Source organism: Inhella crocodyli (assembly GCF_004004565.1).
Classification (GTDB): Bacteria; Pseudomonadota; Gammaproteobacteria; order Burkholderiales; family Burkholderiaceae_C; genus Inhella; species Inhella crocodyli.
The window spans coordinates 181,249-202,387 of the sequence record NZ_SACM01000006.1 but is presented as its reverse complement, the minus strand read 5'-3'; the positions used below and the strand labels follow the sequence as shown (position 1 = coordinate 202,387).

Annotated in this window: 22 protein-coding genes; 19 read left to right on the top strand and 3 right to left on the bottom strand. The window is 69.9% G+C overall.

Annotated elements, in window-relative coordinates; genetic code table 11:
* Positions 1 to 93 precede the first annotated feature (93 nt).
* From EOD73_RS17335 to EOD73_RS17310, 6 genes are all read left to right on the top strand, one after another.
* Complete coding sequence (locus tag EOD73_RS17335) at positions 94 to 960, top strand: flagellin N-terminal helical domain-containing protein (RefSeq protein ID WP_127684302.1); 867 nt, start codon at positions 94 to 96, stop codon at positions 958 to 960.
* A gap of 144 nt (positions 961 to 1,104) precedes the next feature.
* Entirely contained in the window at positions 1,105 to 2,526 is a 1,422-nt protein-coding gene (fliD, locus tag EOD73_RS17330) for a flagellar filament capping protein FliD (protein ID WP_127684301.1), read from the top strand.
* A 170-nt stretch (positions 2,527 to 2,696) separates the two neighbouring features.
* Positions 2,697 to 3,125, top strand: coding sequence for a flagellar export chaperone FliS (fliS, locus tag EOD73_RS17325; RefSeq protein ID WP_127684300.1), 429 nt, complete (start codon positions 2,697 to 2,699; stop codon positions 3,123 to 3,125).
* 44 nt (positions 3,126 to 3,169) lie between these two features.
* Positions 3,170 to 3,469, top strand: a complete 300-nt coding sequence (locus tag EOD73_RS17320) for a flagellar protein FliT (RefSeq protein WP_127684299.1) — start codon at positions 3,170 to 3,172, stop codon at positions 3,467 to 3,469.
* A gap of 34 nt (positions 3,470 to 3,503) precedes the next feature.
* On the top strand, positions 3,504 to 4,223 hold the full coding sequence (locus EOD73_RS17315; protein ID WP_127684298.1) for a flagellar brake protein: 720 nt from the start codon (positions 3,504 to 3,506) through the stop codon (positions 4,221 to 4,223).
* A 75-nt stretch (positions 4,224 to 4,298) separates the two neighbouring features.
* Complete coding sequence (locus tag EOD73_RS17310) at positions 4,299 to 6,419, top strand: DUF1631 family protein (protein ID WP_127684297.1); 2,121 nt, start codon at positions 4,299 to 4,301, stop codon at positions 6,417 to 6,419.
* Positions 6,420 to 6,445: 26 nt separating this feature from the next.
* Here EOD73_RS17310 and fliE read toward each other — a convergent pair whose 3' ends face one another.
* On the bottom strand, positions 6,446 to 6,769 hold the full coding sequence (fliE, locus tag EOD73_RS17305; RefSeq protein WP_375137445.1) for a flagellar hook-basal body complex protein FliE: 324 nt from the start codon (positions 6,767 to 6,769) through the stop codon (positions 6,446 to 6,448).
* 111 nt (positions 6,770 to 6,880) lie between these two features.
* Here fliE and fliF point away from each other — a divergent pair, with 111 nt between their 5' ends.
* From fliF to fliR, 13 genes are all read left to right on the top strand, one after another.
* Positions 6,881 to 8,596 (top strand): flagellar basal-body MS-ring/collar protein FliF, encoded by a 1,716-nt coding sequence (gene fliF / locus EOD73_RS17300; protein WP_127684296.1) that lies wholly within the window; start codon positions 6,881 to 6,883, stop codon positions 8,594 to 8,596.
* Positions 8,597 to 8,608: 12 nt separating this feature from the next.
* Positions 8,609 to 9,604: a flagellar motor switch protein FliG gene (gene fliG, locus EOD73_RS17295; RefSeq protein ID WP_127684295.1), complete on the top strand. Its 996-nt coding sequence runs from the start codon at positions 8,609 to 8,611 to the stop codon at positions 9,602 to 9,604.
* Positions 9,605 to 9,622: 18 nt separating this feature from the next.
* Positions 9,623 to 10,420 (top strand): FliH/SctL family protein, encoded by a 798-nt coding sequence (locus EOD73_RS17290; protein WP_240660771.1) that lies wholly within the window; start codon positions 9,623 to 9,625, stop codon positions 10,418 to 10,420.
* 6 nt (positions 10,421 to 10,426) lie between these two features.
* Positions 10,427 to 11,854 (top strand): flagellar protein export ATPase FliI, encoded by a 1,428-nt coding sequence (gene fliI / locus EOD73_RS17285; protein WP_127684294.1) that lies wholly within the window; start codon positions 10,427 to 10,429, stop codon positions 11,852 to 11,854.
* Position 11,855: 1 nt separating this feature from the next.
* Positions 11,856 to 12,323, top strand: coding sequence for a flagellar export protein FliJ (gene fliJ / locus EOD73_RS17280; protein ID WP_127684293.1), 468 nt, complete (start codon positions 11,856 to 11,858; stop codon positions 12,321 to 12,323).
* A gap of 21 nt (positions 12,324 to 12,344) precedes the next feature.
* The gene (locus tag EOD73_RS17275; RefSeq protein WP_127684292.1) at positions 12,345 to 13,799 is read left to right on the top strand and encodes a flagellar hook-length control protein FliK; all 1,455 of its coding nucleotides are present in this window, start codon (positions 12,345 to 12,347) and stop codon (positions 13,797 to 13,799) included.
* A 71-nt stretch (positions 13,800 to 13,870) separates the two neighbouring features.
* Positions 13,871 to 14,476: a flagellar basal body-associated FliL family protein gene (locus tag EOD73_RS17270; RefSeq protein ID WP_127684291.1), complete on the top strand. Its 606-nt coding sequence runs from the start codon at positions 13,871 to 13,873 to the stop codon at positions 14,474 to 14,476.
* 142 nt (positions 14,477 to 14,618) lie between these two features.
* On the top strand, positions 14,619 to 15,623 hold the full coding sequence (gene fliM, locus EOD73_RS17265) for a flagellar motor switch protein FliM (protein ID WP_127684290.1): 1,005 nt from the start codon (positions 14,619 to 14,621) through the stop codon (positions 15,621 to 15,623).
* Entirely contained in the window at positions 15,613 to 16,068 is a 456-nt protein-coding gene (gene fliN, locus EOD73_RS17260) for a flagellar motor switch protein FliN (protein WP_127684289.1), read from the top strand. The genes fliM and fliN overlap by 11 nt, the downstream gene beginning before the upstream one ends.
* A gap of 73 nt (positions 16,069 to 16,141) precedes the next feature.
* Positions 16,142 to 16,468, top strand: coding sequence for a FliO/MopB family protein (locus EOD73_RS17255; protein ID WP_127684288.1), 327 nt, complete (start codon positions 16,142 to 16,144; stop codon positions 16,466 to 16,468).
* On the top strand, positions 16,465 to 17,202 hold the full coding sequence (gene fliP, locus EOD73_RS17250; protein ID WP_127684287.1) for a flagellar type III secretion system pore protein FliP: 738 nt from the start codon (positions 16,465 to 16,467) through the stop codon (positions 17,200 to 17,202). Before EOD73_RS17255 ends, fliP begins: the two co-directional genes overlap by 4 nt.
* 266 nt (positions 17,203 to 17,468) lie before the next feature.
* A complete protein-coding gene (gene fliQ, locus EOD73_RS17245) occupies positions 17,469 to 17,738 on the top strand; it encodes a flagellar biosynthesis protein FliQ (protein WP_127684286.1) in 270 nt (89 codons plus the stop codon).
* Between the two features lie 112 nt (positions 17,739 to 17,850).
* Entirely contained in the window at positions 17,851 to 18,615 is a 765-nt protein-coding gene (fliR, locus tag EOD73_RS17240; RefSeq protein WP_127684285.1) for a flagellar biosynthetic protein FliR, read from the top strand.
* Between the two features lie 17 nt (positions 18,616 to 18,632).
* On the opposite strand, the gene EOD73_RS17610 is transcribed toward fliR, so the two are convergent.
* The gene (locus EOD73_RS17610) at positions 18,633 to 19,184 is read right to left on the bottom strand and encodes a YfiR family protein (protein ID WP_164846123.1); all 552 of its coding nucleotides are present in this window, start codon (positions 19,182 to 19,184) and stop codon (positions 18,633 to 18,635) included.
* A complete protein-coding gene (locus EOD73_RS17230; RefSeq protein WP_164846122.1) occupies positions 19,181 to 21,139 on the bottom strand; it encodes a TonB-dependent receptor in 1,959 nt (652 codons plus the stop codon). The genes EOD73_RS17610 and EOD73_RS17230 overlap by 4 nt, the downstream gene beginning before the upstream one ends.

Genomic DNA, 21,139 nt, shown 5'->3' with positions numbered 1-21,139 from the left:
TTTTCGGCGCTTTGCGGCGCGTCCGCCCCTCCAAGAATCTGTCCCATCCGGTTTGGCCCTTCGGCCCCGGCGCAGATTCGCAAGGAGTGCGTGATGCCGCAGATCATCAACACCAACATCGCTTCGCTGAACGCGCAGCGCAACCTGAACATGTCTCAGGGTGCGTTGCAAGTGGCGACCCAACGCCTGTCTTCGGGCCTGCGGGTCAACTCGGCGAAAGACGATGCCGCCGGCATGGCCATCGCCGAACGGATGTACGCCCAGGCCCGCGGCTTCGCCGTGGCCATGCGCAACGCCAACGACGGCATTTCGCTGGCCCAGGTGGCCGAAGGCGCGCTGGCCCGGGTGACCGACAACCTGCAGCGCATGCGGGAACTGGCCATCCAGGCGCGCAACGCCACCAACAGCCCCAGCGACAAGGACGCGCTGGACCGCGAGTTCGGGGAACTGGCCAAGGAAATTCAGCGCAACATCCGCGGCACGACCTTCAACGGCAAGCCGATCCTGGCCGACGCCGCTGGCACCCAGGTCTTCCAGGTCGGCGCGAACACGACGGACAACGACGTCATCGAGTTCACCACCACGAACTTGGCCACCGATGGCCTGGTGACCATCATTTCGGGCACCGACGCCACCGGCGCGGGTCGCGCTTCGATCAATGGCACGACCAACATCACCGACATCGCCACGGTGATCGCCAACATCGACGCCGCCTTCGACAAGATCAACGGCGACCGCGCCGTGCTCGGCGCCCAGCAGAACCGCTTCGAGGCGGTGATCAGCAACCTGCAGATCTCGTACGAGAACCAAATGGCGGCCCGCAGCCGCATCATGGACGCCGACTACGCCCAGGAAACTTCGGCCCTGAGCCGGGCCAACATCCTGCAGCAGGCCGGCACCGCGATGGTCGCCCAGGCCAACCAGCTGCCCCAGCAGGTGCTGCAACTGCTGCGCGGCTGATCGCCGACACGTCAGCGCCGCGGCGTGAGATTTTTCTCAGGCCTCACCCTAAAGTTGGCCGAAAAGCCGCCGAAACAGCGAGTGCGGACGTCCCGATCTGGGGCGGCCGCACTTGTGCATTGGGTCTTCTGAGGAGTTCGCACCATGGCCACCATCTCTTCCGCCGGCATCGGCAGCGGGATTGACGTCGAGTCGCTGATTTCGCGACTCGTCGCTGTCGAGCGCACCCCCATCACCCAGTTGCAGCAGCGCACCGACGGCCTGAAGACCCAGCTCTCGGCCTTCGGCAAGCTGCAATCGCAGCTGGCCAGCCTGAAGGACGCGGCCACCAAGCTGACGCGTGCCGACACCTTCACCGTCGCCACGGCCAGCAGCAGCGACGCCACCGTGGCCACGGCCACCACCGCGGCCGGCGCGGCCACGGGCAGCTACAGCGTGAACATCACCCGCCTGGCCGCGGCGCAGTCTTTGGCCAGCAACGCCGTGCCCACCGGCAGCAGCATCGGCACCGGCACCATCACCATCACCTTCGGCAAGTACAACGACGACCTGAGTGCCTTCGACGCCGACCCGGCCCGCACCTCCCTGGTGATCCCGGTGATCGCCGGCCAGGACCAGTTGGAGAAGGTGCGCGACCAGATCAACGTGCTCAAGGCCGGCGTGGTGGCCAGCGTCGTGACCGACGTCAACGGCTCCCGCCTGGTGATGCGCGGCTCCGATTCGGGCCAGGCCAACGGCTTCAAGGTCGAGGTGGCCGACGACGACGGCACGAACACCAATGCCAGCGGCCTGTCGGCCCTGGCTTACGACCCAACGGCCGCGGTCAACGCCGGCCTGTCGAAGCAGGCGGCGGTCAACGCCAAGGCCAGCATCAACGGCATCGACGTCGAGTCGGCGACCAACCAAATCAGCGGCGCCATCGAGGGCGTCACCGTGAACCTGCTCAAGCAGGGCAGCAGCGCCACCCTGACCGTCGGGCAAGACAAAGAGGCCATCAAGAAGGCCGTCACCGACTTCGCGACGGCCTACAACAGCACCATCACACTGCTGCGTGAGCAGGCCCGCGTCGACCCCGCCACCAACGGCGGCGGGCCGCTCAAGGGCGACTCCACGGTCACCGCCATCCAGAGCCAGCTGCGCAACCTGGCCGGCGGCAGCACCAGCTTGGCCGGCAGCTTGCAACGCCTCTCGGCCATCGGCCTGGACCCGCAGAGCGACGGCACGCTGAAGGTGGACAGCGCCAAGCTCGACGCCGCCCTGGCCAACCCGACCGATTTGAAGGCCTTGTTCGCCGCCGAGGACAGCGCCGACGCCAGCAACAGCGGCCTGGCCGTTCGCATGAAGACCCTGATCGACGGCCTGCTCGAGCCCGACGGCCGCATCGACTCCCGCCAAAAGGGCCTGCAAAGCCGCATCAGCACCAACGACAAGCGCAGCGAGGCACTCGAGTTGCGACTGACCCTGGTGGAGAAGCGCCTGCGCGCCCAGTACACGGCGTTGGACGCCACCATGAGCAAGGCCTCCAACCTGTCGAGCTACCTGACGCAGCAATTGAGCCGGCTGTGAGCCCCGCTCCCACCACACCCGGGCCGGCTTTGCCGGCCCTTGTCTTTGTGGGGTCAAAAGCGTGAAATGGGCCTTGGGTGGCAGGCAATCTCCCGGCTGATGCGGCTCAAGTCCGGGCGGTCGGGGTCGAAAACCTGCATAGACCCACCCTTGATGCGCCCAGGTGCTCCATGTACGGAACCAACTCCCCCTTCGCCTCGCGCTTCGCCCGCCCCGCCAACGTCTACAACCGCGTCGGGCTGGAAACCGAGGTCCACGACGCCAGCCCGCACCGCCTGATCCAAATGCTCTGGGACGGGCTGTTCGACACCTTGGCCCGCGCCGAGGGCGCCATCCAAGCCGGCCAGCGCGACACCAAGGCGCTGGCCTTGTCCAAGGCCGCGCGCATCCTGGACGAAGGCCTGAAAGCCGGCCTGGACCTCGAGCGCGGCGGCCCCTTGGCCCTGCAATTGCGTGACCTGTACGCCTACTGCGGCTTGCGCCTGACCCAGGCCAACCTGCGCGACGACCTGAACGCCTTGCACGAGGTGCGCGGCCTGCTGGCCCCCTTGCGCGAGGCCTGGTCCCAGATTGCCCCTGCCAGCGCTGCGGCGGCCTGACCGGCCCGCCGTCCCTTCCTCTTTTGCTTCGGACGACACCCACCGTGAACGCCCAACTCATCAGCTACTACGAAGCCATCGAACAGGCCAGCGCCGACATGCTGCAGTGCGCCCGCGCCGGCAACTGGGACGAAGTCGTCAAGCTCGAAGGTGCGTGCGCCTTGCTCATTTCGCAGCTCAAGCACGCGGCCACCGACCAAACCCTCAGCGCCGACGAGGCCCCCTTGAAGGCGCGCATCATGCAGCGCATCTTGGTCAACGACGCCGAGATCCGGGCCCTGGCCGAACCCTGGCTGGACGAGCTTGGCCGCTGGGTGGCCCCCGGCAACAGCTCCGTACACTGAGTTGGTCAGCCCCAGTGGGGCTCGCACCAACGCCATGTCCGACGCCGACATCGACCTCGTCCACCCCGCCGAAATCGCCGCGCTGCTGAGCGAGGCCGCCGAACAGCAGGTCCGCCTGGAACTGCAGGCCGGCGACGCCCCCCCGCTCTCACTGCCCATCGTTCGGGTCGACGCCAGCACCCGCCAATTGGTCTTGCGCTGGCCCGAACTGCAAGCCAGCGCCCTGCCCGATTGGCTGCAGCGCGGGCCGGTGCAGGCCCACGCCAGCCTGGCCAAGATCCGCCTCGACTTCGCCCTCGAAGGCCCGCCCCAGCTTCACCCCAGCGACGGCCTGCCCGAGCTGCGCCTGGCCCTGCCCCAGCGCCTGCGCCGGCACCAGCGCCGCGAATGGTTTCGGGTGGCGCCCCTCGGCCAAAGCTACCCCCGCATGCGCCTCACCCTGCCGGGGCTGGATCGCCCCGTCACCTTGGCCACCGTCGACCTCAGCGCGGGCGGCGTGGGCCTGCAGTGGCCCGACGCCCTGCCCCTGCCGGCGCTGCACACCCAGCTCGCCCCGGCCGAGCTGGAGCTGTCGCGGGACCTGCGCCTGAGCCTGCGCTTGCAGGTGCAGCACCTGCACACCCCGCCCGGCGGCCCGCGCACGGTCGGATGTGGCTTTGACGCCCTGGCGCCGCAGGCCGAACGCGTGCTTTTGTTGCAACTTCAGCAACTGCAGCGGCGCCACCGCACGCTGGGCAAGGGCATCGGGCTTTGAGGCGCGAGCGCCTGGGCTAGAGTCGATCGCACCCTGGCTTTCCAGGGGCTCCGCGCCCTTGTCGCTCCCGCTGCCATGCCCGATTCGTCGATGCTCGCCCGCCACCTGGCGACCCTCTCGGCCGACGCCCCTGCGCTGGCCCAGCGCTTGGTGGACGCCTGCCTGAAGCGCCTGCTCGACCCACAGGCCCAGGCCGGCGCCGAAGAGCTGCGAAAAGCCGCCGGTGCCGCCGCCAAGTGGCTGGGGCCTTGCGCCCCGGCTTTGGCCGGCGACTTGGCACAGCGGCTGCAGACCGCGGTGAGCGAGGCCCAGGCCCGCGGAAGGCCCGCAGCGCCCGCACCGCGCCCCATGGCCAGCCTGTCGCTGAGCGACCTGACCCTCGTGGACGAGGACCAGGCCGAGTTGGACATCGAGATCTCGCGCATCGTCCAGGCCATCGACCTGAAGGCCGAGTGGGAGTTGCGCGAGTTGATGGGCAAGGTTCGTGCCCTGGACGGCGGCCCGAGCGACGACCGTCGGTCCGTCGCCGATCACTACCCCGTGGCCCCAGGCGTGGTGGCCCGGGCGTTCAGCCACGCACTGCAGGGCCTGGGCCCGGATGCCGTCGTTCGGCGCGCCGTGATGCGTGCGGCCGCGCCGGCCTTGGCCGAGGCCCTGCGCGATCACTACCGCACGACCGGCGAGCAACTGCAGCACTGGGGCGCGCCCGAGCCCGAGTACAAGGCCATGAAGAGCCCCGTTGCGGGGCCCCAGGGCACGCCCCACGCCAACGCCTCGGCGGCGACCCATGCCCACCCGGGCGCCGGCATGGGCACCCCGGGCGCGGCCAGCGGCCCGGCGGCGGGCTTCGACCTGCAGGCCCTGGCCCAGTTGCTCGCCAGCCTGCCGCCGGGCGTGCAGTGGCGCCTGCAACCCACGGGGGACGCGGGTGCGTCGGCGCCTGCCGTGCCCGCGGCCGGCGCGGCTGGACCCGTCTCAAACGCCGTGCTGCACGGCCTCTTCCAGCAGATGAGCGCCGACACGCGCCTCGAAGGTGCCGTTCGTCGTGCCATCGGCCGGCTCGAAGAAACCGTGCTGCGCCTCGCCGAGGCCGACCCCACGCTGCTGACGAACGAGCACCACCCGACCTGGAACCTGATCAACCAGATCGCCTCCCACGCCGCCGAACACCCCATCGCCCAGGACCCGCGGGGCACCGACTTCCTCGAGTTCGTCGAACCCGTGGTGCAGCGCCTGGCCAAGGCGCCGCAGCCGGCGCGGGCCGACTTCGAACTGGCCCTGGCCGACGTGCAGAGCTACATCGCCGACGACCAAGCCCGCCAGGTCGCGCGCACCGCCCCGGCGCGCGAGGCCCTTCGCCAGGTCGAGCAAGAGCAGCAGCTCGTGCCCCTGCTGCGGCAGCAGGTCGAGATCCAGTTGGCCAAGGCGCCGCCCATCAGCAGCACCTTGCACCGCTTCCTGACCGGGCCCTGGAGCGAGGTCTTGGCCCACGCGATGAGCACCGAAGGCGACGACTCGCCGCAAACGCAGGCCCTGATCGGGACCGTGGACGAACTCCTGGCCAGCCTGCAGGTGCCGCGCAGCGACGCCGCCCGCGCCCGCGTGATGCAGGGCCTGCCGGCCTTGATCGAGCGCCTGAAAGAAGGCATGGCGCTGATCGACCTGCCGCGCGAGCAGGGCGAGCGGGTGCTGGACGACCTGATGGCGACGCACCGCCGCGTGCTGTTCCCCGCCCCCAGCCCCGCGCCCTCGTCGCCCGCCGCGCCACCGGCCGAGCGGGACGACGACCCGAGCACCGACATCCAGTGGGACGACAGTGCTTACCTGCAAGAAAAGCCCGGCGACCGCTGGCAGGGCAGCGACACCAACGTGGGCAGCCTGCCCACGGTGCCCATGGCCTTGGACGCGGCGGCCGCGGCCGAGTCCAGCAGCGCGTGGCTCGACACCTTGCGCATGGGCACGCGCTGCAAGGTCTTTTTGCAAGGTGAATGGACCACGGCGCGCTTGGTTTGGCGCAGCGACAACGGCCAGTTCTTCATGTTCACCTCGCCGCTGGCCGGGGGGGCGCACTCCATGACGCGCCGGGCCATCGAGCGCCTGCGCGCCGAAGGCCTGCTGACCGCCGTGGCGGAGCCCAACCTGGTGCAGCGCGCCATGCACGGCCTGCGCGAGCACCTCGACAGCGGGATGTACTGAGCGCCGGGCCGGGGTGCCCGGTCGGCTCACACCTGCATGTTCATGACCTCGGAGTAGGCCGACACGAGGCGGTTGCGCACCTGGAGCACCGCCTGGAAGCCGATCTGGCTCTTTTGCATGGCGACCATCGTCTCTTCGAGGCTGACGGTGGGGTTGTCCATCTGCACCTCGCGCTGCAAGCGCGCGGCCTCCGTTTGGCTCTTGCTGACCTGCTGCAAGGCCTGGCTCATCGCGTCGGCGAAGCTGGCCCCGCCCACGGCATTGGGCCTGGCCGCACCGGCGGGCGTCGCCATCCCCGCGCGGGCCACGGCGCTGGCGAAGTCGAAGGGCTTGAGTTGGACGGGGTTCATGACGGCACGAAGCCTAGGCCGCCCTCGGCCTCACCAAGCCGCGAAGTAGGGGGCGCTTTATCGGCTTGTTTGCCGCACGCTTGAGGGGCGGGCTCCAAATAATCGACCGCCATGGACACCACCCTTGCCCCGCCCGCGCCCGGCGCCGTCGTCGTGACGGAACCGGTGCGCCTGTCCGACCGGCTGCAAGCCCTGCCCCGCCGCAACCAATTGGGGCTGGGCCTGGGCCTCCTGCTCGTCATCGGCGTGCTGCTGGCCCTGTCGATGTGGAGCAAAACCGGCGACTACCGCCCGGTGTTCACCGGCTTGTCCGACAAGGACGGCGGGGCCGTGATCGCCCAGCTGGCCCAGATGCAGGTGCCCTACAAGAGCGAGCCCGGGGGCACGATCCTGGTGCCCGGCAGCCAGGTCTACGACGTGCGCATGAAACTGGCCAGCGCCGGCCTGCCCAAGGGCAGCCTGGTGGGGTTCGAGTTGCTGGACAAGCCCAGCATGGGCCAAACGCAGTTCAACGAACGCCTCAACTTTCAGCGCGCCTTGGAGGGCGAACTCACCCGCAGCATCACCGCCTTGGCCGACGTGGCCGACGCGCGCGTGCACCTGGCCATTCCGCAGCAAACCGGCTTCTTCCGCGAGCAGCAAAAGCCCAGCGCCAGCGTCATGCTGCACCTGCGGGGCGGCCGGACCCTGGACCGCGCGCAGGTGGCCGGCATCGTCCACCTGGTGTCGGCCAGCGTGCCCGAGCTCAAGCCCGGCGCCGTGAGCGTGCTGGACCAAACCGGCAAGCTGCTCAGCAACAACAGCGACGAGGGCGCGGGCTTGGGGCTGGAAGGCCAACAGCAAAGCTACAAGTCCCAACTCGAGGCCGGGCTGGGCCAACGCATCCAAGCCTTGTTGGAGCCCGTGATCGGGCCCAACAACCTGCGCGCCACGGTGGTGGCCGACCTGGACTTTTCTCAGGTCGAGCAAACCAGCGAGGCCTACGCGCCCAACCAAGGCGCCAGCGCCCCCCAGGCGGTGCGCAGCCAGCAAACCAACGAGAGCCAGAACGGCGCTGGCAACACCACCCCCACGGGCGTGCCCGGGGCGGTGAGCAACCAGCCGCCCGTGCCGGCCCAGGCCCCCATCAACGGCGCCAGCGCGCCCCTGCAAGCCGCCCAGGGCGGCGCCGGCGGCACCGGCTCGACCCGCCGGGACAACGTCGTGAACTACGAATTGGACAAAACCGTGCGCGTGGTGCGGCAGGCCACGGGCACCGTCAAGCGCCTGTCCACCGCCGTCGTGCTGAACCACCGCACCAAGACCGACGCCAAGGGCAAGACCACCACCGAGCCCCTGCCCGAGGCCGAGGTGGAGCGCCTGACCGCCCTGGTCAAGGAGGCCATCGGCTTCAACGCCCAGCGCGGCGACACCCTGCAGGTGATCAGCGCCCCCTTCGTCAAGCCCGACCTGACCGAACCCGACATTCCGCTGTGGCAACAGCCCTGGGCGCGCGACCTGGTGGGCTCCAGCGCCGTGCCCCTGGCCCTGGTGCTGGTGGCGCTGATCGTGGTGTTCGGCATGGTCCGCCCGGCCATCAAGGCCGCCTACCCCGAAGAGCCCAAGGACCTGGTCAAGGTGGTGCCGGCCGGCGCGCAGCTCAGCGAGGTGGTCGGCGACACGCCGCAGATCGAGCCCAACAAGGACGAACTGGGACTGCCTGCCTTGGAAGCGCCCATCGACGCGACGAAACTCGAGCGGGCGCGCATGCTCGCCGAGGCCAACCCCCTGGCCGTGGCCAACATCGTGCGCGCCTGGATGAACGGCGAAGAGCCGGTCGTCGGCTAACCGGAGCCCGCCATGGACGACAAAGGTTGTGAAGACGCCGCCATCCTCTTGATGAGCCTGGGCGAGCAGGAGGCCTCCGAGGTCTTCAAGCACCTGGCGCCCAAAGAGGTGCAGAAGCTGGGCGAGACCATCGCCAAGCTCAAGGTCGTGCCGCGCATCCGCGTGGAAGACGTGCTGGCCCGCTTTGAAAAGGTGGCGGGCACACAAAGCATGATCGTGAGCGACACCGACGAGTACGTGCGCCAGGTGCTGCGCAAGGCCCTGGGCGAGGACAAGGCCAACCTGCTGCTGGACCGCATCCTGCAAGGCAGCGACGTGTCGTCCATCGAGAGCCTCAAGTGGATGGACCCGGGCTCGGTGGCCGAGCTGCTGCGCAACGAGCACCCGCAGATCGTGGCCGCCATCCTGGCCCACCTGGAGTTCGACCAGGTCGCCGACGTGCTCAAGCAATGGACCGAGCGCCACCGCAACGAGGTGCTGATCCGCATCGCCACGCTGGATGGCGTGCAACCCACGGCGCTGAAGGACCTCAACGAGGTCATGAGCCAGATCCTGTCGGGCGGCGACCGCATGAAGAAGAGCAGCCTGGGCGGCGTGAAGAGCGCGGCCGAAATCATCAACATGATGGGATCCAGCGTGGAGGCCTCGGCGCTGGACTACATCCGCGAGCTGGACAGCGAACTGGCCCAGAAGATCATGGACAACATGTTCACCTTCGACGACCTGGAAAAGGTCGACGACAAGGGCATCCAGTCCTTGCTCAAAGAGGTGCAGTCCGAGTCGTTGGTGCTCGCCCTCAAGGGCGCCAGCCCCGACCTGCGCGACAAGATCTTCCGCAACATGTCGACCCGCGCGGCCGAGACGCTCAAGGAAGACCTCGAGTCCCGCGGCCCGGTGCGCCTGTCCGAGGTCGAGGCCGAGCAGAAGGAAATGCTCAAGATCGTCCGCCGCTTGGTCGACGAAGGCCAGATCGTGCTCGCCTCCGGCGGCGACGACCAGTTCCTGTAAGGTGCTTGGGTCTTCACGATGTCGGCCTACGGATTCATGAACGCCAAGCCGGTCAAGAACGTGCCCCCGCCGCAAGGCGGCGCGGCCAAGCCCAGCACCACGTATGGGCGCTTCATCCCCCGCGAGGAGATCGAAGACGCCCAGCCCTGGCGGCCCGACGCCCTGGGCGGCAAGCCCGCGGCCAAGCCGCCCATCTCTGCCCCTGCGCCGGCGCAAGCGCCCGCCGCGGCCAAGCCCCCCGCCCCGCCGCCACCCGACCCGCGCGAGCTGCTGGCCGCCGCCCGCCAAGCCGGTTACCAAGACGGCCTGCGCGACGGCCAGGCCAGCGCCGAGGCCTTCAAGCTGGCCCACGCCCGCCAGGTGGCGGTGCAGCTGGGTGCCCTGATCGAGTCCTTCGACCGCGCTTTGTCCGAGCTGGAAACCCACATGGCCGACGCCCTCACGCGCACGGCCGTGGAGCTGGCCAAGCAGGTGGTGCGCGAAGAGCTGAAGCAGCACCCCGAGCACATCGCCCGCGTGGCGCACGACGCCGTCGAGAGCCTGATGCTCAGCGCCCGGCACGTGCGCGTTCGCGTGCACCCTGCCGACCTGCCCCTGGTGCAGGAGGGCGCGGCCGACACCCTGCGCGCCCGCGGCGCGCAGCTGATGGCCGACGACAGCATCGAGCGCGGCGGCTGTCGCGTGGACAGCGACATCGCCAGCGTCGACGCCCTGGTGCAGCACCGCTGGCAGCAAGCCGCGGCGCAACTGGGCCAAAAGAGCGACTGGGCCCCCCTGCCCAGCGGCGACGGCCTGGTGGAGCCCGACGAGGCCTGAGCCCCCATGCCGCCCGTCACCTCCCCCGAGCAACGCAGCGCGCGCTGGCGCCAGTTCCTGGCCGACCTGCAAAGCCATGCCGCCGAGCCCCTGCCCATGGAGCCCGAGGGCAAGCTCACGCGCGTGGCCGGTCTGGTGCTGGAGGCCAGCGGCGTGAACGTGCCGGTGGGCTCGCTGTGCGAGATCCTGCGTGCCGACGCCAAGCCCGGCGAACGCGCCGCCCGCGCCGAGGTGGTGGGCTTCGGCAACGACCGCGCCTTCTTGATGCCCACGGACGAGCTGCAAGGCCTGGCCAACGGCGCCCGCGTGCGCGCCCGCAGCACGCCGCCGCGCCCGCCCCGCTTGGGCGAACCGCGCCACCCTTGGCGTCGCGACGCCGACCGCGGCCTGCACCTGCCCATGGGCCCCGGCCTGCTCGGCCGCGTGGTCGACGCCTTCGGCCACCCCATGGACCGCAAGGGCCCGCTGGACCACGTCGAGCGCGCGCCCATGGCCCGCCGTCCGATCAACGCCATGGACCGCGAGCCCGTGCGCACCCCGTTGGACACCGGCGTGCGCGCCATCAACGCCCTGCTCACCGTCGGCCGCGGCCAGCGCCTGGGCCTTTTCGCCGGCACCGGCGTGGGCAAGTCGGTGCTGCTGGGCATGATGGCCCGCTACACCCAGGCCGACGTGATCGTCGTCGGCCTGATCGGCGAGCGCGGCCGCGAGGTCAAAGAGTTCATCGAAGACATCCTGGAGGAAGAGGGCCTGGCCCGCAGCGTGGTGGTGGCCGCCCCGGCCGACGCCCCGCCCCTGGTGCGCATGCAGGGCGCGGCCTACGCCTCGGCCATCGCCGAGCACTTCCGCGACCAAGGCCAGCACGTGCTGCTGCTGATGGACAGCCTGACCCGCTACGCCCAAGCGCAGCGCGAAATCGCGCTGGCCATCGGCGAGCCCCCCGCCACGAAGGGTTACCCGCCCAGCTGCTTTGCCAAGCTGCCCATGCTGGTGGAGCGCAGCGGCAACGGCGTGGCCGGCGGCGGCAGCATCACCGCCTTCTACACGGTGCTCAGCGAAGGCGACGACCAGCAAGACCCCATCGCCGACGCCGCGCGCGGCATCTTGGACGGGCACTTCGTGCTCAGCCGCGAACTGGCCGAGGCCGGCCACTACCCGGCCATCGACGTCGAGCGCTCCATCAGCCGCGTGATGACCGCCGTGGCCCCGCCCCAGCACCTCGAGCAGGCGCGGCGCTTTCGGCAGTTGCTGGCCAAGTACAACAAGGCCCGCGACTTGATCCAGATCGGCGCCTACGCCCCCGGCAGCGACCCCGAGCTGGACCTGGCCGTGCGCTTGATGCCGGCCATGAACCAGCTGCTGCAGCAGGACATGCACGTGGCCGCCCCCCTTGGACAGGCCGTCGCCCACATGGGCGCGGTGCTGAACCCCTGACATGGCCAGCAACCTCGACACCCTGCGCTTGGTGCTGGAACAGGCCGAGCGCGAGCGCGACCAGGCGCAGGCCCAGCTGCTCCAGGCCCAGGCCCGGGCGCAGCAAGCCCGCACCCAGGCGCAAGACCTGCACAGCTACCAAAACGAGTACGACGCCCGCTGGCAGCGCCAGTTCCAGCAAGGCGGCACCGGCATCGAAACCCTCAACCAGTACCGCAGTTTTGGCGATCGCTTGGGCGATGCCATCCAGCAGCAAGGCCAAGTGGCCGCCGTGCTTGAGGCCCGCGTGGGCGTGGCACGGCAGCTGCTTGCCGAAAAGGAAACCCGCGTCGCCTCGGTGCGCAAGCTCATCGAACGCCGCCTGGCCGAGGCACAGGCCCTGGCCGCCAAGCAAGAGCAAAAGGCCATCGACGAGTTCGGCCAACGTGCCGTTTGGCGCGACCCCCACGCCGCTCGGCCCTCCGCCTGAGCGCCCTCCTTGGAGCCCCCCATGCCCGTGGCCCCCCGCCCCGACCCCCTGCTGATGCTCGGCACCGCCCCCGCCTCGCGCCCTGCCGCCGGCGGTGGCGGGATCGGGGCCGCGTCCGCCGCCGGCGCCGGCAGCTTCGTCAACGCCTTGGCCCAGGCCCAGTCGCCCGCGCGGACCCCCGAGCGGGGTGCCGAGCGCTCACCGACCGCGCAGCGCGACCCCGAACGGCCCCGTGCCCTGGATGCCACGCCGACCGCCTCGACCCGCGAAACCACGGGTCCGGCGCCCGAAGCGGCCCCGCGGTCTGGCAACCCCGCGCGGGGCAAGGTCCACCTGGCCGGCCAACGTCCTTCGAACGAGCCCGCCCCGCCTGGACCGGCCACGGCGAACGCCTGTGCCCCCGACCCGGACCCAGAAGACGCCACCCCCTTGGCCAGCGACGGCGGGGACGAGCGCGGGGCCGCTGCGGGCGAAGACAGCGCCTTGGTGCCGAGCCTCGAGGCCAGCGGCTCGCCGCTCGCTCCGGCGGCCGACCCACTTCGCCCCACGATGGCGCACCGGGCGACCGACCCGAGCGCCGGTGCAGCGACGGGCCACGACGCGACCGCGACCGCGGCCGAGGCCCTCCCCCTGACCGGCACCGGCCGCGACAGCCTGCGACCGATCGCCGCCTCGTTGCCGGCCGCGCTCACCCGTCCCAGCCCGCAGCTGGACGCGGACGCGGTCGCGGCTGCCGACGACGACGCCGAGAACGACCCCACGCCGCTCGCGCTGGTGGGCAGCACCCGGCGCGTGGCCGCGGCCCTGGGCGACCCCACCAAGGACAACGCCGCACCGCCCAGCGTCAATGCCGCGGTCATGGCCTTGAACGCTGTTGCCGAAACGCCGAGCCGCGGCGCGCTCGCTCTGGCCGGCGAATGGCGCAGCCTGGTCCCGGTGCGCGACGCCAGCGGCAGCCGAGGCGACGCCGGGATCCTTGCCCTGCCCACCGGCAACGCGCCATCGCTGTCGCCGAGCGACCCCGCGTCCGGCCCGGTCACGGCCAGCCTGGCCCCGCCCCTGGATCACCCCGATTTCGCCCAGGCCTTGGGCGCCCAGGTGGCCGTGTGGGCCGCCGGCGGGCAGCACGAGGCGGAGTTGCAGCTCAACCCCGGCACGCTCGGGCCGGTCCAGGTGTGGATCGGACTGGACGGGGCGCAGGCCCAGGTGCGCTTCACCGCCGACCTGGCCGCCACGCGCGACGCCCTGAGCGCCGCCCTGCCCCAACTGGAGCAAGCCCTGGCCCGGGAGGGCTTGCAGTTGGGCGGGGCCGACGTGCAAGCCCGTGACCCGCGCGCGGGCGGCGGTAGCGCCCCCGAGGACGGACGCGGCTCGCGTGCCCGGCCCCGCGGCGAAGCCGTCCCCGGCGCCGAGCCGCTGGGCCGGAGCACCCGCCCCCTGACTGCGTCGCGAGGCCTGATCGACCTTTACGCCTGATTTCCCTGCCTGATTTCACGATGGCGCCCTGTCCGGGCGCCGAATAATTGGGCCGTCACTCTGGAGTTCCCATGGCCACCGCAGCCCCCGAAGCCGCCGCAGCAGCCCCCGCAGGAGGGGGCAAGAAAAAGCTGATCATGATCATCGTGATCGCGCTCGTGGTCGTGATCGTGGGCGCCGGGGCCGCCGTGATGCTGCTCAAGAAGAAGCCCAAGGCCGAGGACGGTGAAGACCCCGAGGCCGACGCCCATGCCGAGCACGTCGAGGTGGCCAAGCCCAAGCCGGGCACGCCCCCCGTGTACCTGCCGATGGAGCCCTTCACCGTCAACCTCAGCGACAAAGACGCCGACCGCTACGCGCAGGTGGGCATCACGCTGGAAGTCACCGACCAGAAGACGGGCGACTTGCTCAAGGCCTACATGCCGGCCATCCGCTCCGGCGTGATCGTCGTGCTGTCGCACAAGACCGCCGTCGACCTGCTGACCACCGAGGGCAAGGCCAAGTTGCAGCGCGAAATCCTGGCCGAGGCGGTGCGCCCGCTGGGCTACGAGGTCGAGCCCGAGGAAGAAGCGCCTGCGGCCGACGAAGAGGCCCCCAAGAAGAAGAAAAAGAAGAAGAAAGCCGCCCAGGCCCTGCCGGTGACGCAAGTTCTCTTCTCCCAATTCATCGTTCAGTGATGAGCCCCCTCCCCCGAAGCGCAGCGCACCCTCCCCGGGATGGGGCGCCCCAAGTGGCCCGGCCCCACCCTGGCCGCTGGACGCCCGCGTTTGGGGGTGAGGCCTCGGCGTTCGGCCGCGAAGCCCGGACCAAGGAAGCGGCATGAACCAGCAAATCCTCTCGCAAGACGAAGTCGATGCGCTGCTGCAGGGCATCACCGGCGAGAGCCAAAAGCTCGAGCAGGAAGAGGTCCCCGAGGGTGGCATTCGCGAGTACCGCCTGGAGAGCCAAGAGCGGATCGTTCGTGGGCGCATGCCCACGATGGAAATCATCAACGAGCGCTTCGCCCGCAACATCCGCGTCGGCCTGTTCAACTTCATCCGCAAGAGCCCGGAAGTCGCCATCGGCGGCATCAAGGTCCACAAGTACAGCCACTTCCTGCGGGAGATCGTCGTCCCGACGAACTTCAACATCATGGCCGTCAAGCCGCTGCGCGGCTCGGGGCTCGTGGTGTGCGACCCGACGCTGGTGTTTGCCGTGATCGACGCGCTCTACGGCGGCCAGGGCAAGTTCCACGCGCGCATCGAAGGCCGCGACTTCTCGCCCACCGAACAGCGCGTGATCCTGCGCCTGATCGAGGTCATCACCGCCGAGTACCACAAGGCCTGGCGCGGCATCTACCCGCTCGAGCTGGAGTACGTGCGCAGCGAAATGCAGCCGCAGTTCGCCACCATCGCCACGCCTTCGGAAATCGTCGTCTCCAGCTCCTTCACGCTGGAGGTGGGCGAAACCACCGGCACGATCTACTTCTGCATCCCCTACTCCACGCTGGAGCCCATCCGCGACGTGCTCTACAGCACCACGCAGGGTGACAGCACCGAGCCCGACCGCCGCTGGGTCAACCTGCTCAAGAACCAGATCCAGGCCGCGCAGGTCGAGCTGGTGGCCGAGCTGGGCACCGCCCCGGCCACGGTGGAGCAACTGCTGGCTTTCAAGCCGGGCGACTTCATCGAACTCGACCTCGAGGCCATGATCAAGGCCAAGGTAGATGGGGTACCCGTGTTCGACTGCCACTACGGCACCAGCAGCGGCAAGTACGCGATCAAGATTCACGAGATGCTGACCGGCTCGCAAGCCAGTTGGCTGGGAGCACGCAATGACGCCTGACGATCCAAGCACTGGCGGCGACGACCAAGACGCCCTGGCCGCCGAATGGGCGGCGGCGCTGGCCGAGTCCGGCGCGGGCGGTGGCGACACCGCCGTGGTGGACGAACCCCCGCAGGTGGAGCAGGTGGCCCCGGCCGCCTTCACGAACTTCGCCCCGACGTCCTTGCCCAGCGGCGGCAACGACATCAACATGATCCTCGACATCCCGGTGCAACTCACCGTGGAGTTGGGGCGCACGCGCATCCCCATCAAGAACATCCTGCAGCTGGCGCAGGGCTCCGTGGTGGAGCTGGACGCACTGGCCGGCGAGCCCATGGACGTGCTGGTCAACGGCTACCTGATCGCCCAGGGCGAGGTGGTGGTGGTGAACGACAAGTTCGGCATCCGCCTGACCGACATCGTCACGCCCTCGGAGCGCATGCGGCGCCTGTCCAAGGGACAGTAAGCCCCGAAAAGACCCCGGATAGGGCCGCAAAAGCGGCCTTTTCGCCATGGGGCGGCTGCCCACAATGGGCCGCATGACCTCCTCCTCTTGGCTCCCGGCGCTGTGGTTCTTGGCCATCGTGGCGCTCATCCCGCTGGTGCTGTGGCTGCTCAAGCGCTCGCCCTTGCAGGGTGGCCTGGTGCAGCGCGGCACCAAGGTGGTGGGCAGCACCTACCTGGGCCCCGGCCAACGCCTGCTGACCGTGGAAGTGGGCGAGGGCGAGACGCGGCGTTGGCTGCTCTTGGGGGCCACCGCGCAGCAGATCAACCTGCTGACGGAACTGCCGCCGCAGGACCTGCCGACCCCCGCCGCCCCGAGCTTCGCCAAGCTGCTGCAGCGGGCCCGAGGAGGCTCGGCATGAAGCGCGCGATCGCGGCCGTGGCACTGCTCTTGGGCGGTGGCGCCGCCTGGGCGCAAGCCCAGGGCAACCTGCCTTTGCTGGTCGGCCAAGGCGCGGGCGGCACCAGCTACTCGGTGCCCATCCAGACCCTGCTGTTCTTCACCGCGCTGGGCTTCTTGCCCGCGGTGCTGCTGATGATGACGGGCTTCACCCGCATCGTCATCGTGCTCAGCCTGATGCGCCAAGCCCTGGGCACGCAGGCCGCCCCCCCGAACCAGGTCATCATCGGCCTGAGCCTGTTCCTGACCTTCTTCGTCATGAGTCCCACGCTCGACAAGGTCTACGCCGAGGCCTGGCAGCCCTACTCCACCGGGCAGATCGGCTTCGACCAGGCCCTGGACAAGGCGCAGCAGCCCATGCGCGCCTTCATGCTGAAACAAACGCGGCAAAGCGACCTGGCGCTGTTCTCGCGCCTGGGCAAGGTGGACCCCAGCGTCAAGCCCGAAGCCGTGCCGTTTCGCGTGCTGGTGCCCGCCTTCGTCACCAGCGAGTTGAAGACCGCCTTCCAGATTGGCTTCCTCATCTTCATCCCCTTCCTGGTCATCGACATGATCGTGTCCAGCGTGCTGATGAGCCTGGGCATGATGATGTTGTCGCCGGTGCTCGTCGCCCTTCCCTTCAAGCTGATGCTGTTCGTGCTGGCCGATGGCTGGAACCTGCTCATCGGCTCGCTGGCTGCCTCCTTCGCCGTATGACGTGCCCCCAGGCTCCGGGCCTGTGGCCCTCCTCCACCCCCCGAGGGGGCGCTTCGGGCTTGGGGCGGCCCGGCGCCCTGTCAGTTGGCCCCCAGGCTCCGGGCCTTTGGCCCTCTTCCACCCCCCGAGGGGGCACTCCGGGCTCAGGGCGGCCCGGCGCCCTGTCAGTTGGCCCCCAGGCTCCGGGCCTGTTGCCCTCCTCCACCCCCCGAGGGGGCACTCCGGGCTCGGGGCGGCCCGGCGCCCTTCGGTCACGCTAGGCTGCTATGGACCCTCAACAAGTTTTCACCGTCGGGCAGCAAGCGCTGTGGATGCTGCTGCTCGTGGCCGCGCCCATCTTGGGCGTGATCCTGGTCGTCGGCGTGGTCATCAGCGTGCTGCAGGCCGCCACCCAGATCAACGAGGCCACCCTGTCCTTCGTGCCCAAGATCCTGGCCGCCATGGCCACCCTGGCCATCGCCGGGCCGTGGATGGTGACGCAGTTGGTGGAGTACATCCAACGCGTGCTGCAAAGCATTCCGGGCGCGGTCGGCTGAAGAACGTGGCCCCCGGTCTCCCTTCGGTCGCCACCCCCCAAGGGGACGCGCGCCGCCTTGGGGCGGCCCGGCGGCGGCGCCTCCGCGGGCGCAAGCAATCGGCGCCACAACCATGATCGGGTTCACCGAAGCCGAGATCCTGGCCTGGCTGAACCCGCTGCTGTGGCCGTTCGTCCGCTGCTTGGCCCTGTTCGCTGGCATGCCCTTGTTCAGCCAGCGCACGGTGCCCATGCCCGTGCGCACCGGCTTGGCCCTGTTCTTTGCCGTGGCGGCGCAGCCCAGCCTGCCGCCGATGCCGGTGCTGCCCTTGGACAGCCCCCCGCTGCTTTTGATGCTGGTGGCGCAGCAGTTGCTCATCGGCTTGTCCATGGGCTTTGCGGTGCGCATCGTGTTCGCGGCGCTGGAGTTCGCCGGTGAGCTGATCGGCTTGCAAATGGGTTTGAACTTCGCCGGCTTTTTCGACCCCGCCACGGGCAGCCAGGGCACGGCCACGGCCCGCTTTTTTGGCACCTTGGTGGCCTTCTTGTTCGTCGTCACCAACGGCCACCTCATGTTGATTCAGGCCTTGGCAGCCAGCTTCCACGCCTTCCCGGTGGGGCAAGAGCCCTTCGCCTTCTTGCGGGCGGCGCAGCCGCAGGTGTGGGGGGCGGAGATCTTCCGCATTGGGCTCTGGGTGGCCTTGCCCGTCGTCGCCTTGCTGCTGTTCGTGAACCTCATGCTGGGCGTGATTTCGCGCGTGGCGCCGCAGCTGAACGTGTTCTCGATCGGCTTCCCCGTCACCGTCAGCGTGGGCCTGCTCGGCTTGGTGGCCACCTTGCCGCTCATGCAAGTGCCCCTGGCCACGGCCTTGGAGCGGGTGCTGGCCGGCTTCAGCTGACGGCCCCTCCCGCCGGCTCAGCGCACCTCGCGCGCCAGGCGCAACACTGGCGCATCAACGCTCAGGCCGCGGCGGCGCAGTTCGCCGTGGTTGACGCTGAAGGCCATGCCCTGGGGCTCGTTGATCAAGGCGATGCAAACGCCGGCCCGCAGGGCCTCGGGACTGGTGCCCACCACCAGCACCGGCGCCTCGGCCAACGGGGCCATCCAACGGCGCAAGGCCGCCGCATCGCCGTGGCCGAGCAGCAGCAACTGGCACTGCGCCCCGACGTCGCGCGCGTGCTCCAAGCGCCGAACCCGCACGGTTTGCGCACCCACCCGGCGCTGCGCCAAGGCTTGCAATTCGGCGTCGCCGCGCGACAGGCCGGCCACGCACAGCTGGAACTCGCCATGGGCGACCTCCGGCCACTGCGTGTATTGCGCCAATCGCAACACCAGGGCCGCGCGCAACTGTGCTTCGTCCATGGCAAGTTCGGCCCGCACGGGGGACACCAGCCCCAACCCGGCCCACGCGATCCCCCACAGGCATCGCCGCAGCCCGTGGCCCCAGGGCGCGCGGCGCGTGCTCATGGCTGCTCTCGCCAGACCAGGCCAGCCTGCCACTGGGCACCCCGGCGTTCGATGAGGCCCGTGCCGGCCCCGGCGGAGGAGTCGCGGTAGCGCCGCGCTGTCAGGTTCTGCACGCCCAGGGACCAGGTCCACGAGGCCTGGGGCTGCCACTGCATTTGCGCATGGGCCAGGCCGTAACCCGGCAAGCGCACGCTGCCGTCCCGCTGAGCGCTTTGCACTCTGCCGTGGAGCGACAGCCGCCACGCCCCGTCCCACAGGGGACTGCTGACCCGCCAATGACCCACCCAATGCGGGCTCAAGGGGGCCGCGGTGCCATCGGCCAGGCGACTGCGCTGCGCACTCAGCCCCCCCTGCACTTGCCAGCCCGCGTCCCAACGTCGCTCGGCACTCACGTCCAGCCCGTGGCTGCGCTGGCCCACTTGGGTGAGGTAACTGCCATCGCTCTGTTGCGCCGACGGGTCCAACAGCGCCAGGTGGTAGGCCGAGGCCCGCACCGCCCAATCCTGGGCCAGGCGCCCTTCCCAGACGATTTCGGTGCTGCGCACCCGCTCTGGGCGCGGAGGCAGCAGGCCCGCCTGCTCGTTGTTGACGCGCTCGAAGCGGTTGGGGGCGCGGAAGGCGCTGCCCCACAGCAACTTCAGGCTGTGCCCCGGTTCGGGCGACCACACGTAGGCCAAGCGCGGGCTGCTGCGCTGCACCCCCTGGCTCGTTCGATCGTGCCGAACACCGAACACCAAGCGCTGGCGTTCGGCCCACTGCCATTCGTCCTGAACGAACAGGCCCCAACGGTGTCCGCGTTCGTCCAAGGAATCCGACGCCAGGTCAAGGACTTCAAAGCGAAAGCGCTGGCGCTGGTCGCGCTGCAACTCCACCCCCGCGGTCAGCAAATGGTCCCCCAGGGCCCGGGCAGCCCGCAACTCCCATTGCGACCAGCGCCCCAAGGCCTCGAAGCGGTAGGTATCGGGGGGCTCCGTGCCGCGCAGCGCCCAAGGTTCGTCGAAGCGGTAGCGGCTTTGCTGCAGGGCCGCGCTGGCCGACCAGTCCCACCCCCAAGCTTCGCCCTCCCACGCCACTTGGCCGAAGCGGAAGTAGGTCTGGTCCGTGGCCTGGCCGAGCCGGTCCAACTCCGGAATCACCGCGAACTGACCGCGCACGCGGTCCGATCCGCCCAAACGGGCCAGCCAGCCGCCTTGGCGCACACTGGCCACCAACCGGCGCGCACGGTCCCACTCAAAAGGCCGCACCGCGCGCGCAATCTCGGGGTCGAGCGCCTGAGGCGCCAGCGCGTCGGGCACCTCGGCCGTGCTACCCGCCACGGTCCACTCCCAACCCCCTTCGGTGCGCATGGTCCAGCTGAAACGGCTGTCCCATTGACCGCGGGCACCCAGCCCAACGCGGGCTTGTGCGCCGGCCAGGCGGTCCGCCCGCTGCGTGATCACGTTCACCACGCCCAGAAGCGCATTGGCACCGTACAAGGCCGACCCAGGCCCTGGCGCGAACTCCACGCGCTCCACCAAACTCAGGTCGAGGACGAAGTCGAGATCGATCTGCGCGGCGTCGTAGATGTTCTCGTTCAAGCGCAGGCCGTCCAGCAGGAAAAGCACGCGCCCGTTGAAATCACCGGGACCGACGCCGCGCACGCTGACGCGGGTGAAGAGGCTGTCGTCGCGAACCTGCAGGCCCGTGAACCGCCGCAACACTTCGCCCAGATTGCGCAGGCCCAAGCGCTCGATGTCTTGGCGCGTCACCACCTGCGTGACGGCGGGGGTCAAGTCGGCGCTGCGACTTTGACGGCTGGCGGCGCTGACGGCCACGTCGCCGGCAGGGCGCTGCAGCTCGGTGCGCAACAGCGACTCCAAGCTGGGCCCCTCGTCGCTCTCGGGCGAGGGCGTTGCCCCCGCCGCCACCGAGATCGCACACCATGCGATCCCCGCCCCGACCAGGAGCAGGCGCAA

Coding starts and splice junctions, on each gene's coding strand:
- fliS (WP_127684300.1), top strand. CDS start 2,697: ATGTACGGAACCAACTCCCCCTTCGCCTCGCGCTTCGCCCGCCCCGCC.
- fliD (WP_127684301.1), top strand. CDS start 1,105: ATGGCCACCATCTCTTCCGCCGGCATCGGCAGCGGGATTGACGTCGAG.
- fliN (WP_127684289.1), top strand. CDS start 15,613: ATGACGCCTGACGATCCAAGCACTGGCGGCGACGACCAAGACGCCCTG.
- EOD73_RS17275 (WP_127684292.1), top strand. CDS start 12,345: ATGCCCGTGGCCCCCCGCCCCGACCCCCTGCTGATGCTCGGCACCGCC.
- EOD73_RS17270 (WP_127684291.1), top strand. CDS start 13,871: ATGGCCACCGCAGCCCCCGAAGCCGCCGCAGCAGCCCCCGCAGGAGGG.
- EOD73_RS17335 (WP_127684302.1), top strand. CDS start 94: ATGCCGCAGATCATCAACACCAACATCGCTTCGCTGAACGCGCAGCGC.
- fliJ (WP_127684293.1), top strand. CDS start 11,856: ATGGCCAGCAACCTCGACACCCTGCGCTTGGTGCTGGAACAGGCCGAG.
- EOD73_RS17310 (WP_127684297.1), top strand. CDS start 4,299: ATGCCCGATTCGTCGATGCTCGCCCGCCACCTGGCGACCCTCTCGGCC.
- fliQ (WP_127684286.1), top strand. CDS start 17,469: ATGGACCCTCAACAAGTTTTCACCGTCGGGCAGCAAGCGCTGTGGATG.
- EOD73_RS17255 (WP_127684288.1), top strand. CDS start 16,142: ATGACCTCCTCCTCTTGGCTCCCGGCGCTGTGGTTCTTGGCCATCGTG.
- fliM (WP_127684290.1), top strand. CDS start 14,619: ATGAACCAGCAAATCCTCTCGCAAGACGAAGTCGATGCGCTGCTGCAG.
- EOD73_RS17290 (WP_240660771.1), top strand. CDS start 9,623: ATGTCGGCCTACGGATTCATGAACGCCAAGCCGGTCAAGAACGTGCCC.
- EOD73_RS17610 (WP_164846123.1), bottom strand. CDS start 19,184: ATGAGCACGCGCCGCGCGCCCTGGGGCCACGGGCTGCGGCGATGCCTG.
- fliI (WP_127684294.1), top strand. CDS start 10,427: ATGCCGCCCGTCACCTCCCCCGAGCAACGCAGCGCGCGCTGGCGCCAG.
- fliG (WP_127684295.1), top strand. CDS start 8,609: ATGGACGACAAAGGTTGTGAAGACGCCGCCATCCTCTTGATGAGCCTG.
- fliE (WP_375137445.1), bottom strand. CDS start 6,769: ATGAACCCCGTCCAACTCAAGCCCTTCGACTTCGCCAGCGCCGTGGCC.
- fliP (WP_127684287.1), top strand. CDS start 16,465: ATGAAGCGCGCGATCGCGGCCGTGGCACTGCTCTTGGGCGGTGGCGCC.
- fliF (WP_127684296.1), top strand. CDS start 6,881: ATGGACACCACCCTTGCCCCGCCCGCGCCCGGCGCCGTCGTCGTGACG.
- fliR (WP_127684285.1), top strand. CDS start 17,851: ATGATCGGGTTCACCGAAGCCGAGATCCTGGCCTGGCTGAACCCGCTG.
- EOD73_RS17315 (WP_127684298.1), top strand. CDS start 3,504: ATGTCCGACGCCGACATCGACCTCGTCCACCCCGCCGAAATCGCCGCG.